Annotated in this window: 12 protein-coding genes and 1 tRNA gene; 11 read left to right on the top strand and 2 right to left on the bottom strand. The window is 67.4% G+C overall.

Annotated features, from left to right (window positions below; translation table 11 throughout):
* Positions 1 to 197 precede the first annotated feature (197 nt).
* The 5 genes from AC56PL_RS11610 (at position 198) to AC56PL_RS11590 (ending at position 5934) form a co-directional block, all read left to right on the top strand.
* A tRNA-Leu gene (locus AC56PL_RS11610) sits at positions 198 to 280 on the top strand.
* 691 nt (positions 281 to 971) lie between these two features.
* A complete protein-coding gene (locus AC56PL_RS11605) occupies positions 972 to 2168 on the top strand; it encodes a CoA transferase (protein ID WP_495513840.1) in 1197 nt (398 codons plus the stop codon).
* A complete protein-coding gene (locus tag AC56PL_RS11600) occupies positions 2165 to 2977 on the top strand; it encodes a cyclase family protein (protein WP_495513839.1) in 813 nt (270 codons plus the stop codon). The genes AC56PL_RS11605 and AC56PL_RS11600 overlap by 4 nt, the downstream gene beginning before the upstream one ends.
* Complete coding sequence (locus tag AC56PL_RS11595) at positions 2974 to 4416, top strand: MmgE/PrpD family protein (protein ID WP_497153915.1); 1443 nt, start codon at positions 2974 to 2976, stop codon at positions 4414 to 4416. Before AC56PL_RS11600 ends, AC56PL_RS11595 begins: the two co-directional genes overlap by 4 nt.
* Positions 4417 to 4461: 45 nt before the next feature.
* Positions 4462 to 5934: a dihydroorotase gene (locus tag AC56PL_RS11590; protein WP_497153914.1), complete on the top strand. Its 1473-nt coding sequence runs from the start codon at positions 4462 to 4464 to the stop codon at positions 5932 to 5934.
* Between the two features lie 118 nt (positions 5935 to 6052).
* Here the strand turns inward: AC56PL_RS11590 and AC56PL_RS11585 are convergent, their stop codons facing one another.
* Positions 6053 to 6904: an HpcH/HpaI aldolase/citrate lyase family protein gene (locus tag AC56PL_RS11585; RefSeq protein WP_497153913.1), complete on the bottom strand. Its 852-nt coding sequence runs from the start codon at positions 6902 to 6904 to the stop codon at positions 6053 to 6055.
* A gap of 17 nt (positions 6905 to 6921) precedes the next feature.
* On the bottom strand, positions 6922 to 7695 hold the full coding sequence (locus AC56PL_RS11580; protein WP_497153912.1) for an IclR family transcriptional regulator: 774 nt from the start codon (positions 7693 to 7695) through the stop codon (positions 6922 to 6924).
* 475 nt (positions 7696 to 8170) lie between these two features.
* On the opposite strand from AC56PL_RS11580, the gene AC56PL_RS11575 reads away from it, so the two are divergent.
* Genes AC56PL_RS11575 through AC56PL_RS11550 form a run of 6 tightly spaced genes read left to right on the top strand, consistent with a single transcriptional unit; the run spans position 8171 to position 14239 of the window.
* On the top strand, positions 8171 to 9391 hold the full coding sequence (locus tag AC56PL_RS11575) for an ABC transporter substrate-binding protein (protein WP_497153911.1): 1221 nt from the start codon (positions 8171 to 8173) through the stop codon (positions 9389 to 9391).
* Positions 9388 to 10407 (top strand): ABC transporter permease subunit, encoded by a 1020-nt coding sequence (locus AC56PL_RS11570; RefSeq protein WP_495513833.1) that lies wholly within the window; start codon positions 9388 to 9390, stop codon positions 10405 to 10407. The genes AC56PL_RS11575 and AC56PL_RS11570 overlap by 4 nt, the downstream gene beginning before the upstream one ends.
* On the top strand, positions 10404 to 11450 hold the full coding sequence (locus tag AC56PL_RS11565; protein WP_495513832.1) for an ABC transporter permease subunit: 1047 nt from the start codon (positions 10404 to 10406) through the stop codon (positions 11448 to 11450). The genes AC56PL_RS11570 and AC56PL_RS11565 overlap by 4 nt, the downstream gene beginning before the upstream one ends.
* The gene (locus AC56PL_RS11560) at positions 11447 to 12178 is read left to right on the top strand and encodes an ABC transporter ATP-binding protein (protein WP_482136589.1); all 732 of its coding nucleotides are present in this window, start codon (positions 11447 to 11449) and stop codon (positions 12176 to 12178) included. The genes AC56PL_RS11565 and AC56PL_RS11560 overlap by 4 nt, the downstream gene beginning before the upstream one ends.
* Entirely contained in the window at positions 12171 to 12872 is a 702-nt protein-coding gene (locus AC56PL_RS11555; protein WP_482136590.1) for an ABC transporter ATP-binding protein, read from the top strand. Before AC56PL_RS11560 ends, AC56PL_RS11555 begins: the two co-directional genes overlap by 8 nt.
* Positions 12873 to 12931: 59 nt before the next feature.
* Positions 12932 to 14239, top strand: a complete 1308-nt coding sequence (locus tag AC56PL_RS11550) for an MmgE/PrpD family protein (protein ID WP_497154292.1) — start codon at positions 12932 to 12934, stop codon at positions 14237 to 14239.

Raw genomic sequence — 14239 nt, 5'->3', positions numbered from 1 at the left:
AGCGGATGTCGCGCGGCGCGATACTAAATACAGTCACAGGGCCGCCACCGGCACGCACCGTTCAGGCACTACTCGACCTGCGAGGAGGGTGGCCCCAAACCAGCAACCGGTGAGCTGAACAGCGGATTTCTGTCCGGGTGACCAATCGTGTTAACGTCTCATAGTTCTTTTCGGAGAGATCCGGAAGGGGCAGCCACGGGCGAGTGGCGGAATGGCAGACGCGCTGGCTTCAGGTGCCAGTGTCCTTCGGGACGTGGGGGTTCAAGTCCCCCTTCGCCCACAAAGAGCAGTTCAGCTCACAAGCGGCACACAGGTCAGGTTGCAGAAATGCAGCCTGACCTTTTGCTTTCTCAGCAAACTCTGCTGGGAGTGCCCCCGCTTTGGTTGAGTGCAGTGACTTGCCGGGGGCTCGGCTTCTCGACCCAAGCGTTCTAAAATGGCGCAAATGCTCAGTCTCACAGCGTGACTGGGCCAATGCCCGGCTGATCAATGCCGCCATGGAGTCGTTCTTCGCTCTCCTTCAGAAAAACATCCTCGATCGCCGCGTGCTTCAACAATGTTCCCGGCTCGACTCGAGGTAGAGATGCCGAACCGTGCAACGTCGAGCGACAGTCGCCGACATATCCAAAGTAGGACATCGATGGGTCTGTTGACATTCGAGTCAGACGATGCCGTGTGGGCGATGTCGGATCCGCTGCTGAGGTAGCCGTTTGCGGTTGAGCGGTGTTGCGAGCCAGGGCGAGTTGTCTGCGTTGCAGTCGCCGGGCTCGAGGCGCGATGGCCGGGCGAAGATAGTGCAGCTGTTCCGTTCAGGGGAACAGTCAGGATAGGCCGATTGTCCTGGCAGTATCCGAATCGACGGAACGTTGAGCGGCCCATTAGTCGTTGGCGGTGCTTCCGGTCACAAAACGCGTGGTACGGTTTTCGCGTCCGTAAACCCAGAGCGTTTCTCCCAAAGGAACGGAGTTGATGTGGCTTCTTCTGCACCGCTAGACGGTGTGCGAGTTCTCGACGTCTCGACGATCCTGGCCGGCCCGCTCGCCTGCCAGATCCTCGGCGACTTCGGTGCCGACGTCATCAAGATCGAGCACCCGCGCGACGGCGACAACATGCGCGGCCACGGCCGCAGCAAAGACGGCGTGCCGATCTGGTGGAAGGAGATCAGCCGCAACAAGCGCACCGTGGCCCTCGACCTCAAGGACCCGCGTGGCGGCGAGGTCTTCCGCAAGCTCGCCCGCACCGCTGACGTCATCGTCGAGAACTTCCGTCCCGGCACCTTCGAGCGGTGGGGACTCGGTCCCGACGTGCTGCTCGAGGAGAACCCCGGCCTGGTGATGGTCCGCCTCACCGGCTTCGGCCAGACCGGCCCGTACGCCTCGCGCGCCGGATTCGGCACCCTCGTCGAGGCGATGAGCGGTTTCGCGGCGGCCACCGGCCAGGCCGACGGCCCGCCGACGCTCCCGGCGTTCGGGCTGGCCGACAGCATCTGCGGCATCGCCGCGTCGAGCGCGGTCACGATGGCGCTGCGCCACCGCGACAAGACCGGCGAGGGCCAGGTCGTCGATATGAGTCTGCTCGAGCCGATCATGGCCGCCGTCGGCCCCGGCCCGACCGTCTACCAGCAACTCGGCGAGATCGGGCAGCGTCACGGCAACCGCTCCACCAACAACGCGCCGCGCAACATCTACGCCACCAGCGACGACGGCTGGGTTGCCGTCTCAACCAGCGCCCAGCGGATCGCCGAGCGCGTCATGGAGATCGTCGGCCACCCCGAGGTGATCGACGAGCCGTGGTTCGCCACCGGCGGTGGCCGCGCCGAGCACGTCGACATGCTCGACGACTACGTCGGCGGCTGGATCGCGCAGCGCACCCGCGACGAGGTCATAGCCGCGTTCACCGAGGCCGGCGCCGCGATCGGGCCGGTGTACGACGCGAAGGACATCGTCGAGGACCCGCACATCCGCGAGACCCAGATGCTCGTCGAGGTCGACGACGCGGACCTCGGTCCGATGCTGCAGCACAACGTCATGTGGCGGATGAGCAAGTCTCCCGGCGAGATCCGGTTCACCGGCCGTGACCTGGGCGAAGACACCGATGAAGTACTGACGGAGGTCGGTGTGAGCGCCGACCAGATCACCGAACTGAAGGAGAGTGGGGTCATCCGATGACCGATGCATTGCTCAACGCCGTCCAGCAGGGCACGGACGTCATAGACCTGGGACGCGAGCTGCGGGTCGGCATGCCGCAGTCGCCGAACCACCCGCAGTTCTGGCACACCCTGCCGCGCCGCCACGGTGACATGACGCGCGCCGACGGCGGCAGCGCCGCCAACGACATGATCACCATGGGCACCCACGTCGGCACCCACATCGACGCGCTCGCTCACGTCTCGCACGACGGCAAGATGTACGGCGACGTCGACGCCAAGCAAGCCGGTGTCGGCGGCAAGTACGTCGAGCTCGGCGTGCACACCATCGAGCCGATGATCCGCCGTGGCGTCCTGCTCGACGTCGCCGGACTCAAGGGCGTCGAGTGCCTCGACGGCGGCACAGAGATCACCGTCGCCGACCTGGATGCCGCAGAGGCCGCCGCGAAGGTCACCGTCGGCGAAGGTGACGTCGTCCTGATCCGCAGCGGATGGGGCAGCAAGTTCCCCGACGGCGCACCGTATGTCGGCGGCCCGACCGGCGTCCCCGGCGTGAGTGAGGCCGGGGCCCGCTGGCTCGCCGATCGCAAGATCCACGCGGCCGGCGCCGACACCATCGCTTTCGAGCGCCTCGCGCCGGGCGAGGGCCACGCCCTGCTGCCCGCACACCGCGTTCTGCTGGTGGAGAGCGGGATCTACATCATCGAGGCCATCGACCTGGAGAAGATCGCCGCCGCGGGCTGGGGCGAGTTCACCTTCGTCCTCGTCCCGATGCCGATCTTCGGCGCCACCGGCTCGCCGGTGCGTCCGCTGGCGGTGCGCAGCCGATGACAGAACTGACTCTCGCGCAGCAGCTCGCGAAGTTCGCGGTCGGCACGTCGTACGAGACACTGCCCGCCGACGTGGTGGAGAGCGTCAAGATGCGCGTGCTCGACACGCTCGGCATCGCGACCGCCGCCACCACGCTGGAGACCAGCCGCGCCGCCCGTGAGTGGGCGCGCCGCCAGGGCGTGGCCCGGGACGGCTACGGTACGTCGGGCATCGGTGTCATCGAGCCGCTGCCGGCCGCGCAGGCCGCGTTCGTCAACGGCGTGCTCGCGCACTCCCTCGACTACGACGACACCCACCTCCCGTCGGTTCTGCACCCGAGCGCCTCGGTGGTCCCCGCGGCCCTGGCCGCCGCCGAACAGGCCGGCGCCGACGGCCGCGCGGTGATCCGCGCGATCGCCGTCGGACTCGAGGTGTGCGTGCGCATCGGCATGGCCGGCTACGACCGTGAGGCGGGCAACTCGACGTTCTTCGAGCACGGCCAGCACGCCACGTCGATCTGCGGTGCGATGGGCGCCTCGGTCGCCGCCGCCCTGCTCGACGGCGCCGACGAGAAGCGCATCGTCGACACGCTCGGCGTCGCCGCGTCGATGGCCTCGGGAATCATCGAGGCCAACCGCACCGGCGGCACCGTCAAGCGCATCCACTGCGGGTGGGCCGCGCACGCTGCGATCAGCGCCGCCGAACTCGTCGGCCTCGGACTGACCGGCCCGCCGACCGTCCTGGAGGGCCGCTTCGGCTTCTTCCAGGCGTGGCTGCACGGCACGTTCGACGCCTCGGAGATCACCGACGGACTCGGCACCGAGTGGGCCGTCCCGGGCATCTTCTTCAAGCCGTACCCGGCCAACCACTTCACGCACGCCGCCGTCGACGCCGCCGCCGCACTGCGTGGGCAGGGCATCGACGTCGACGACGTCGTCGAGCTGATCCTGGGCGTTCCCGAGCAGAACAAGCGCACCATCGGCGAGCCGATCGAGGTCAAGCGCACGCCGGAGACCGGCTACATGGCGCAGTTCAGCGGACCGTACGCGGTGGCCATCGGCCTCCTCGGCGGCGGCGGACTGGGGGCGGGCCTGGACGACTACACCGACGAGCTGGCCGTCGATCCGCGTCGCCGCGAGATCATGGCCAAGGTGGACGTCGTCGTCGACGCCCGCTGCACGGAGATCTTCCCAGAGCAATTCCCCGCGGTCCTGACCGCGCGGCTGACCGACGGCCGGGAGGTCGTGGCCGAAGTGCTCACGACACGGGGCGGGCCGGCACGGCCGCTGTCCTTCGAAGAATTGACCGCGAAGTTCCGGGACAACGCCCTGCGGGTGCTGTCGACCGACGAGGCGGACCAGTTGGCCGACACCTGTCGCCGACTGGACGACTGCGCCGATCTGCGAGGCCTGCTGGCTCCGCTCACCGGTATCGACGCACCGACCCCCGGCTCGCACTGACGAGCCCCACCAAGACTGATAGCCGAAGTTGAAGGAGCGAGAACAATGGCTGAATTCGATCTGGTCATCAAGGGCGCCCAGGTGGTGCGTCCCGGCAGTGAAACACCAGAGCTGCTCGACGTCGCCGTCTCCGGCGGCACCTTCGCTGCGATCGAGGCGGACATCGACGCCGACCGCGCCGCCGAGGTCGTCGACGGCACCGGCAAGCACCTGTTTCCGGGCGTCGTCGACGTTCACCAGCACTGGGGCATCTACAACACGCTGTCCGAGGACGCTGCCACCGAGTCGAAGGCGTCCGCACAGGGCGGTGTCACCAGCGGCATCACCTACATGCGCACCGGTGCGTACTACTTGAACAAGACCGGCCCGTACAACGAGATCTTCCCGGAGGTCCTGGAGGCCACCAAGGGTCGCGCGTACACCGACTACGCGTTCCACATCGCTCCGATCACGAAGGAGCACATCGACGAGATCCCCGATCTGATCGGCAAGTTCGGCGTCCCGTCGTTCAAGATCTTCATGTTCTACGGCGCGCACGGCCTGCACGGCCGCTCGACCAACCAGGCGTCGTTCTTGATGCTGCCGGAAGACCAAACCTACGACGTTGCGCACTTCGAGTTCGTCATGCGTGGCATCGAAAAGGCCCGCCGCGACCCGCGTTTCGCGAAGGACAAGGACAACATCTCGCTGTCGCTGCACTGCGAGACGGCCGAGATCATGCGCGCCTACACCAAGCTGGTGGAGGACGAGGGCAAGCTCACCGGTCTGGAGGCCTACAGCGCTTCGCGTCCGCCGCACTCGGAGGGTCTGGCCATCACCATCGCGTCCTACCTGGCGCACGAGACCGAGCTGCCGAACATCAACCTGCTCCACCTCACCTCGCGTAAGGCGATCGAGGCGGCCATGACAATGCAGCAGGCGTTCCCGCACATCAATTTCCGTCGCGAGGTGACCGTCGGCCACCTGCTCGCGGACTTCAACACCGCTGCCCCGGGAGGCAAGGTGAACCCGCCGCTGCGTTCGCGAGACGACGTCGAGGCTCTGTGGGAGCACGTCATGGCGGGTAACTTCTCGTGGGTCACTTCCGACCACGCGTGCTGCAAGGACGAGGCCAAGTTCGGTGAGCCCCGCGAGGACGTATTCCTGCAGAAGTCGGGGTTCGGCGGCGCCGAGTACCTGCTCCCGGGCATGGTCAGCGAGGGCCGCAAGCGTGGCCTGAGCTACCCGCGCATCGCCGAGCTCGTCTGCAAGAACCCGGCCGACCGCTACGGCCTGGCGAACAAGGGCGACATCGTCGTCGGTTATGACGCGGATTTCTGCCTGCTCGACGACACCGTCGACTACACGGTGCGCGCCGCGGACTCGCTGTCGGTCCAGGAATACACCCCGTTCGAGGGCTTCAACCTGACCGCCAAGGTCACCGACACCTTCCTCCGCGGCAACGGCGTGTTCCGCGACGAGAAGATCGTCGGCGAGCCCGTCGGCCAGTTCGTCCGTCGTTCGGGCGTCGAGGCCTGATCCACGGCTGAACACCACGAGAAGGGGCGCGACCGGAATCCGGTCGCGCCCCTCTGCGTAGTCTGCGGCGATCCGGCACCGCAGTGGGGGCGCCGATGAGGTGAGGGTGTCGAGCGCGTCACGCGCGCTGCAGGGTCTCCTGCGCGGCGCGGATCACAGCACCGTCGATGAGTCGACCGTGGGCGTCTACGGTCACTCCGCCATCGGCGGCGGCAAAGCGGTCGAGGATGTCGCGTGCGGCGGCGACCGCGGCATCGCTCGGTGCCAGCACCTCGTGGATCACCGGGATCTGGCCCGGGTGGATCGCAGTGCGCGACCGGAAACCGAGTTCGACGAGCTCACGGGTGCTCCGGGCGAATGCGTCGAGGTCCCTGAAGTCGGTGGAGGTCGGTGCCACCGGCGCCGGCAGCCCGGCAGCGGCCGCGTTCAGCACGACCTGCGCCCGTAGGCCTGTCACGGCGGAGACGGTCGCGTCGCTGCGCGCCATGCGTAGATCGCCGAGCAGATCCACCTCGCCGACCGCGAACGTGGTGAGCCGCGGATGCCGCGCCAGCACCGGAAGATCGAGGATCGCGGCGGCGTCTTCGACGAGACCGACCACCGGGAGCCTGCCGACGCCGCGTTCGGCCTCCAGCCGCTCCAGGAGTTCGCCGACGGCGTCGAGGATGGCCACCGAGCACTTGGCCAGCAGGATGCCCGACAGTGCCGGCCAGACGACGGCGTCGCAGTCGGCGTCGGCGAACGTCGGGTCGACGCGCACCCACGTCTGCGCGCCCTCGCTGCTCGATCCACGCCTGATGAGGAAGTCGCGTACCGCGGCGCGGGCGGCGCCCTTGTCGGCGAGGGGAACGGCGTCTTCCAGGTCGAGGACGACGGCGTCGGCGAGGCCTGCGACGGCCTTACCGAACAACGGCGGCTTGTTGGCGGGGACGTAGAGGAACGACCGGGGGAGCACAGCGGGTCCTTTCACGGAGGCAGGAAGAAGCGTCAGGAGCGGATGCGCTCGGTGATCGCCCGGGCTGCGTCGACGACGAGGGCGCCGTGCGCCTGGTGCGAGTCGAAGTCGTACCGGAAGGCCGGGCCCGACGAACTGATCGAGCCCATCACGTTGCCCGCGGCGTCGAAGATCGGTGCGGCGATCGAGGCCGCGCCGGTGCCGCGTTCGTCGAGCGAGATCGCGTATCCGCGCTCGCGGATCTGGTCGAGTTCGCGCCGGTAGCCGTCCTCATCGAAGTCCGGATTGATCGACCGGAGGTCGTGCACGGCGTCGTCGATGAACGACCCCGGCAAGAACGCCAGGATCGCACGGCTGGACGCGCCGAAGTGTAGTGGCAGCCGGACGCCGATCTCCACGACCATCTTGACCTCCTGCGGCGACTCGACTTGATCGAGGTAGACGCGCTCCTTGCCGGTGAGCACCGACAGGGTGATCGTTTCCTGTGTCTCGTCGCGGAGTCGGCGCAGGATCGGCGCAGCCAGCGAGCGCACGTCGATCTGGCTGAACGCACGCGCCGACAGTGCCGCGGCCGCCGGACCGAGCATGTACTCGGAGGTGTCGGGCACCGTCTGTAGCAGCGAGCGGGCGACGAGGGAACGCAGGATGCGATGCACCACCGCCTTGCTCAACGACAGGCTTCGCGCGATCGCCGAGACACCGAGCGGGGCGTCCGACCGGGCGAACAGCAGCAGGACATCGGCCACGCGGTCGGCCGCCTCGGTGCCGCCAGACGTGGCGGTGCCCATCGGGGTTGTCTCTGCCATCAAAGGCCTCCCTTTTGCCGTCGGCGAGAGCCGACACGGCGGTGATCGCCTCGTTGGCCCAGTCGGCGCCGCCGACTGACAGTAGCTTGGCAGGCTTGGCCGCAACGTCGGAGTAGGCGAGGCCAGGCACAGTCGCGGCCGGCACGTCGAGTGTGATCGCGACCGCACGGTTGGCGACCAGCGGTCGATGTGCCCGGCAAGCCGATTCCATCGGACTGTTTCTTCTATCGGAACGCTCGATTGCGGGCTCCGCCGATCTCATGTGTCGCACCCGATCTGCCGAGTTTCATGGAAATGTAGCTTTACCGCACCCTTTTCCACTGATTAAGAGTAACGCACGGCACATTTGAGGTGAGTGGCGTCACATGCTAGGTTGAGATTCATCGCGCATTACGTTCCGTCTAGCGGAACACTTGTCGGGTGTGTTGGATTCGGAGTCCGAGTAGGAATGGACGCCACGTCAGGAGCGGACGGAATGAGAAGAAGAAGGCTGGTGGCGGCACTCGCCGCCGCACTCGGTGCGGTACTGATAGCAGGCTGCGCCAGCGGGGTGGCCGACGACGACGAGATCGCGATCGGGACCCTGCACCCGCTCACCGGGGTCAACGCCGGCGACGGAGCTCAGCTGGAGAACGGCGCGAAGCTCGCGGTCGAGACCGTCAATGCCGCGGGCGGCATCAAATCGCTGGGTGGCAAGAGGCTCGTGATCGCCCCCGGCGACACCAAGGGGTCGGCCAAGACGGGGCAGAGCGAAGCGCAGCGCCTCGTCAGCAACGGCGTCGTCGCGATGATCGGCAGCTACCAGAGTGGGGTATGCGCCAACGTCGCTGTTGTCGCCGAGCGCAACGAGGTGCCTTATCTGATGGACATCTGCGGCGACAACTCGATCCTCGAGAACGGGTACGAGTACACCTTCCGCATGCAGCCGCCGAACTCGCGGTTCGGCGCGAGCACCGCCGACTACGTCAAGGAGGTGACCGATCAGGCCGGCACCGAGGTCACAAAGGTCGCCTACCTGCACGAGAACACTGCCTTCGGCAACGGCGTGTCGGCGGCGTTCAAGGAGCGTGCTGCCGAGATCGGTCTGCCGATGGGCCCGGAGATCTCCTACGCCGCGGCGAGCGTCTCTGATCTCACCACCCAGATCGCACGGGTCAAGGCCAGCGGCGCCAACATCCTCGTCGTCTCCGGTTACTACCGCGACGGCGTGCTGGCAGCCAAGGCGGTCGCCACCGTGAAACCGCAGCTCGACGCGGTGATCGGCGCGGCAAACGGCGCGTTCGACCAGCCGCAGTTCCCGAAGGACGCCGGCGCCGCAGGCGATGGCTACTTCGATGTGAACTACCACATCAACGACAAGAGCAAGAAAGGTCAGGACTTCGTGCAAGCGTATGAAGAGCAGTTCCACGACACGCCTCGTACCGGAGCGGCTCTGGCCTACGACTCGGTGATGGTGATCGCCGCAGCGCTGGAGAAGGCCGGCTCCGACGACCCGAAGGCGGTGCGCGATGCTCTCGGCCAGACCGACGTGACCCCGGTGGTCTTGTCGGACGGCCCGGTGCGATTCGACGAGACCGGTGAGAACCTGTCGACCCTCCCCGTCCTCACGCAGGTCCTCGACGCAGCTCCATTCGTCGTGTACCCGCCGCAGTATGCGGTCAAGCCGATCGTGTTCCCGGCAGGACCGGGTCGATGAGCGCGCCGCATACGAGTGCGGAGGTGAGCTCGGACGAGGGCACCTTGAGCATCGGGGCCCGGGCGATCGCCGGCGTCAGGTCGTCGATTCCGTTGGCCGTGATGCTGGTGGTCCTCGTCGTCCTCTTCTGCGGGGCGCTCATCCGCTCCGGCAGTATGGCCGTCACCTGGCAGGCGGTACTCACAGGCATCATCACCGGCGGCGTCTACAGCCTGCTGGCCATGGGTCTGACGATGATCTTCGGTGTCCTCGACATCGTCAATTTCGCCCACGGCGCGTTCTTGACGGTCGGACTGTTTGTCACCTACCAGTTCGTCGAGTCGACCGGGATGAACCCGTACATCGCGCTGCCGCTCGCCATCGTGGCACTGTTCATCTTCGGCGTGGGAGTGCAGAGCCTCCTACTGCACCGCACCATGGGGGCGCTGGAGAGCCAGCTGCTGATCACCATCGGTCTGTCGTTGCTCATTGCCAACGTGCTGCTGATGATCTTCCGCGGCGATCCGCTGTCGGTGAGCCTGTCGTCCGATCCGGGCGTGAACATCTTCGGTGCGGTGGTCACCCGCTCACACATCATCGCGTTCGTCGGTGCGTTGGTTCTCGCCGGTCTGGTGTACCTGCTGCTCAACCGCACCTCGTACGGTCGCGCGATCCGCGCAGTCGCCGCCAGCCCGCAGGGCGCCGGCCTCGTCGGTATCAACGTCCGTTCGGTCTACGCGGTCACCTTCGGTCTGGGCGCGGCGTGCGCCGGTGCGGCGGGCATGCTCATCGCACCGTTCACCACGATCTCCCCGACCGCGGGCGAGCAGTTCAACATCCTGGCCTTCGTCGTGGTCGTCATGGGCGGCCTCGGCAACGTGATGGGCGCCCTCATCGGCGGTCTGATCGTGGGCCTCGTCGAGCAGCTCGGCGGTGTCGCGATCGTCGGTCAGAGCCCCCTGCTCGGCGTCTTCATCTTGTTCCTGCTGATCCTGTTGATCCGTCCGCAGGGCCTGTTCGGAGGTTCGAGCAAATGACCACCGCGCTCACCCGCATGCTGCCGAAGTCGCCGGTCGGCGCGAACGGCTCGCGTAACTGGACCCGCCCGCTGGTGTTCCTGGCGATCGTCGTGGTCGTCTCGGCGTTCACCCCGCTGGTCCTACCTGATGCCCGTCAGGCCGTGGCCATCAACATCCTCGTCATCGCGATGATGGCGACCGGCTGGAACCTGATGAGCGGCTACGGCGGCATGTTCAGCTTCGGCCACGCAGCGTTCTTCGGAATCGGCGCGTACACCGACGCCTATCTGATCGTCCACTTCGGCATCTCGCCGTGGATCTCGCTGTTCATCGGTGCCGCATTCGCGGCGCTGGTCGCGATGATCATCGGCTATGTTGCGTTCCGCTACAAGCTGCGCGCTGCGTACTTCGCCTTGGCGACGTTCGCGTTCGCCGAGATGCTCCGCCTGCTGGCCACCAACACCGACTTTCTCAACGGCACCGCGGGACTGCACGTCCCGCTACTCACGGACGACTCGTGGTGGATGCTGCAGTTCGACGCGAATGCGCCGCAGTACTTCTACATCGGCCTGGCCCTGCTGGTCATCTGCGTGCTGATCACGATGTGGTACCTGCGCTCGCGGCCGGGTATCTACACCGTCGCCATCCGCGACAACGAGGAGGCCGCCGACTCGCTGGGCGTCGACGTGATGCGCGTCAAGCTGACGACGATGGCGCTCTCGGCCGCGATCACCGCGGTCGCCGGAGTGTTCTACACCCAGTACTACATCTTCGTCGACCCGGACATCGCGTTCGGCAGCGAGCAATCGGTGCAGGCCATCACCCCGGCCGTCATCGGCGGCATCGCGACCATCGCCGGCCCGATCGTCGGGGCCCTGATCATCGGTCCGCTCAACGAGCTGACCGCCGAGTTGGGCCGCACGCCGCCGGGGTTCCTGGACTTCCTCGCCGGCCGCAGCGGTCTGGATGTGGTCGTCTACTCGATCCTGCTCATCCTCATCGTGCTGGTGCTGCCCAAGGGAATAGTCGGGACGATCAAGAACTGGTGGAGACAACGATGACCAACGTTCTCGAAGTACGGGGCATGAGCAAGTCGTTCAAGGGCGTGCACGCGCTGGCCGATGTCGAGCTCGATGTCCCCGAGGGCTCGATCGTCGGCGTGATCGGCCCGAACGGTGCAGGCAAGACAACTTTCTTCAACTGCATCACCGGCACCATCACCCCCGACACCGGCTCGGTCCGGATCTTCGGCAAGGACGCGACGGGGCTCTCGCCGCACCGCATCGCCCACGCCGGCGTCGGCCGCACCTTCCAGCTGATGCGCCCGTTCGGGACGATGACGGCACGGGAGAACGTGATCACCGCGGCGCTGACCAAAGGCGGCTCGCACAGTGTCGCGCAGAAGCGCGCCGACAAGGTCATCGAGGCGACCGGCATGGCCGAATGGGCCGACATGGTGTCCGACTCACTGCACACCGCCGCGCTCAAGCGACTGGAGCTGGCGCGCGTGCTGGCCCGCTCGCCCAAACTGCTGCTGCTCGACGAGGTTCTCGCCGGCCTGGTCCCGTCCGAGCGGACGCCGGTCGTCGAACTCCTCGCCGAACTTCGGGAACGCGAGGGCCTGAGCATGGTCTTCATCGAGCACATCATGGCCGCCGTCATGCGGCTGTCCGACTCGGTCGTGGTCTTCGACCGTGGCCGGGTGATCGCCTCCGGCAATCCCGAGGCGGTCGTTGCCGACCCGACTGTCCAAGAGGCCTACTTGGGAACGGAAATCGCTGATGCTTGAGATCGACAACATCACTGCCGGATACGGCAAGCTGCAGATCCTGCACGATCTGAGCATCCACGTCGACGCGGGCGAGCTCGTCTCGGTGGTCGGCGCCAACGGCGCAGGCAAGACCACCATGCTCCGCGCCATCAGCGGACTCATCGAGACCCGCACCGGCGAGATCCGCTACGACGGTGCGAAGATCTCCGGGCTCAAGCCGCATCAGGTCGTGCGGCACCGGGTGATCCAGGTGTCCGAGGACCGCGACCTGTTCGGTCCGATGACGGTGGAGCAGAACCTGGTGCTGGGCGCGTGGACTCGCGACAAGAGCGCGGTCGACGAGGAGATGGGAAAGGTCTTCGAGCTGTTCCCGATCCTCAAGGAACGGCGCAAGCAGACCGCGCAGACCATGTCCGGCGGTCAGCAGCAGATGGTGGCGATCGGCCGGGCCCTGATGTCGCAGCCGAAGCTGCTGATGCTCGACGAGCCGTCGACCGGTCTGTCGCCCAAGCTCACCTGGGACGTTCTCAACGCCGCCGCGGCGATCCGGGAGACCGGCATCGGCGTGCTGCTCGTCGAGCAGAACGCGGCGCAGGCGCTCGCCATCTCCGACCGGGCGTATGTCCTGGAGAGCGGCAGCGTCGTCCTCGAGGGACCCGGTAAGGAATTGGCGGGCGACGAGCGAGTGCGGAAGGCCTACCTGGGACTATGACCGAGCAGACGACGTCACTCGACGCCGACCAGCAGGCGGCGCTCGCCGCGGCGACGAGCCTGGGGACGTGGGCCGCAGACCTGACCTGGGGGTCGGTGCCCGCACCGGTGCGCGACCGGCTGCGGCTGGTGCTGTTGGACACTCTCGGCGTCACCATGCTCGGGGCGCGGCTGCCGGAGCGCGCCGGGCTGGTCGACGCGTGGACACCGGGCGCCGGCGACGCCCCGCTGATCGGCGCGGGCGTGTCGACGTCGCCGGAGATCGCCGCGTGGGTCAATGCGACCGCGTTGGTGAGTCTGGAAATGGACGAGGGCAACAAGTTCGCCGGCGGACACCCTGCCGCGCATGGCTTTCCCGCGGTCCTCGCGCTCGCCGCGCAGCTCGACGCCGACGGTCCGTCGACCGCGGCCGCGCTCCTGGTGGCGTACGAGGTGGGTGCGCGGTACGGCCGCGCGTCAACCGCGGTTCCGGGACTGCACCCGCACGGCAACTGGGGCTTGACCGGGCCGGCCGCCGGCTGCGCCAAGCTCCTCGGGCTCGACGCCGCGGGTATCACCGCGGCCGTCGACGCGGCGAGCGGCATGCCGATCGCCGGACCGTTCTCAGCGGCACTCGACGGCAACCCGGTCCGCAACGAGTGGATGGGCGCGTGCAACATGTCCGGCCTCGCCGCGGCCCGGCTGGCCAAGGCCGGGATGGCGAACCCGACCGGAATCGCCGCCCACGGTCTCGGCCGTCTGCTCGGCACGTTCGACCCGGCCGTTCTGCTCGAGGAGCTGGGGGAGCGCTGGGACATCGGCCTGGGTTACTTCAAACGGCACGCGTCCTGTGCGTTCACCCATCCGGCCGCCGATGCGACCCTGGCGCTGCGTGAGCGGCTCGGCGACGCGGGGGTCGACGAGATCACCGGCGTCCGGGTCTCGACCTACTCTGCTGCGGCGAAGCTGCACCGCACCCACTGGAACAATCGGCTCGCCGCGATGTTCTCCATCCCGTACGTGGTGGCGACCGCGCTCCTGCACGGCCGCGTGGCACCCGACGGTTTCGACTCATCGTCGACCCCGGAGTTCCTGGCCTTGGCCGACCTCGTCGAGGTGGTCGCCGATCAGACGTTCGACGACCGGCTGCCCGACGCTCGCGGCGCCGCCGTCGAGATCACCCTCGCCGACGGCCGCGTGCTGCGGGAGGAGACGGCCAATCCGATCGGTGACTCGGCCCACGAACCGTTCGACCACGAGCGCACCGTCGCCCTGCTGCGCGATCTGCTCGGCGACGGCGACACCCTGGCCCGCGTCCTGGACGCTGCGGCGTCGCTGCCCGACGCGCGCGGCGTCCGCGCGGTGCTGCGCACCCTGACCAACCCCTGA

The sequence above is a fragment of the Williamsia sp. Y721 genome (genome assembly GCF_059683565.1).
The sequence above is the reverse complement of the archived record's forward strand: the minus strand, read 5'-3'. Positions and strand labels throughout refer to the sequence as shown.

Excerpts from the sequence above, each read along its gene's own strand:
- AC56PL_RS11600 (WP_495513839.1), top strand. The coding sequence starts at position 2,165 with ATGACCGATGCATTGCTCAACGCCGTCCAGCAGGGCACGGACGTCATA.
- AC56PL_RS11595 (WP_497153915.1), top strand. The coding sequence starts at position 2,974 with ATGACAGAACTGACTCTCGCGCAGCAGCTCGCGAAGTTCGCGGTCGGC.
- AC56PL_RS11590 (WP_497153914.1), top strand. The coding sequence starts at position 4,462 with ATGGCTGAATTCGATCTGGTCATCAAGGGCGCCCAGGTGGTGCGTCCC.
- AC56PL_RS11580 (WP_497153912.1), bottom strand. The coding sequence starts at position 7,695 with ATGGCAGAGACAACCCCGATGGGCACCGCCACGTCTGGCGGCACCGAG.
- AC56PL_RS11575 (WP_497153911.1), top strand. The coding sequence starts at position 8,171 with ATGAGAAGAAGAAGGCTGGTGGCGGCACTCGCCGCCGCACTCGGTGCG.
- AC56PL_RS11570 (WP_495513833.1), top strand. The coding sequence starts at position 9,388 with ATGAGCGCGCCGCATACGAGTGCGGAGGTGAGCTCGGACGAGGGCACC.
- AC56PL_RS11565 (WP_495513832.1), top strand. The coding sequence starts at position 10,404 with ATGACCACCGCGCTCACCCGCATGCTGCCGAAGTCGCCGGTCGGCGCG.
- AC56PL_RS11560 (WP_482136589.1), top strand. The coding sequence starts at position 11,447 with ATGACCAACGTTCTCGAAGTACGGGGCATGAGCAAGTCGTTCAAGGGC.
- AC56PL_RS11555 (WP_482136590.1), top strand. The coding sequence starts at position 12,171 with ATGCTTGAGATCGACAACATCACTGCCGGATACGGCAAGCTGCAGATC.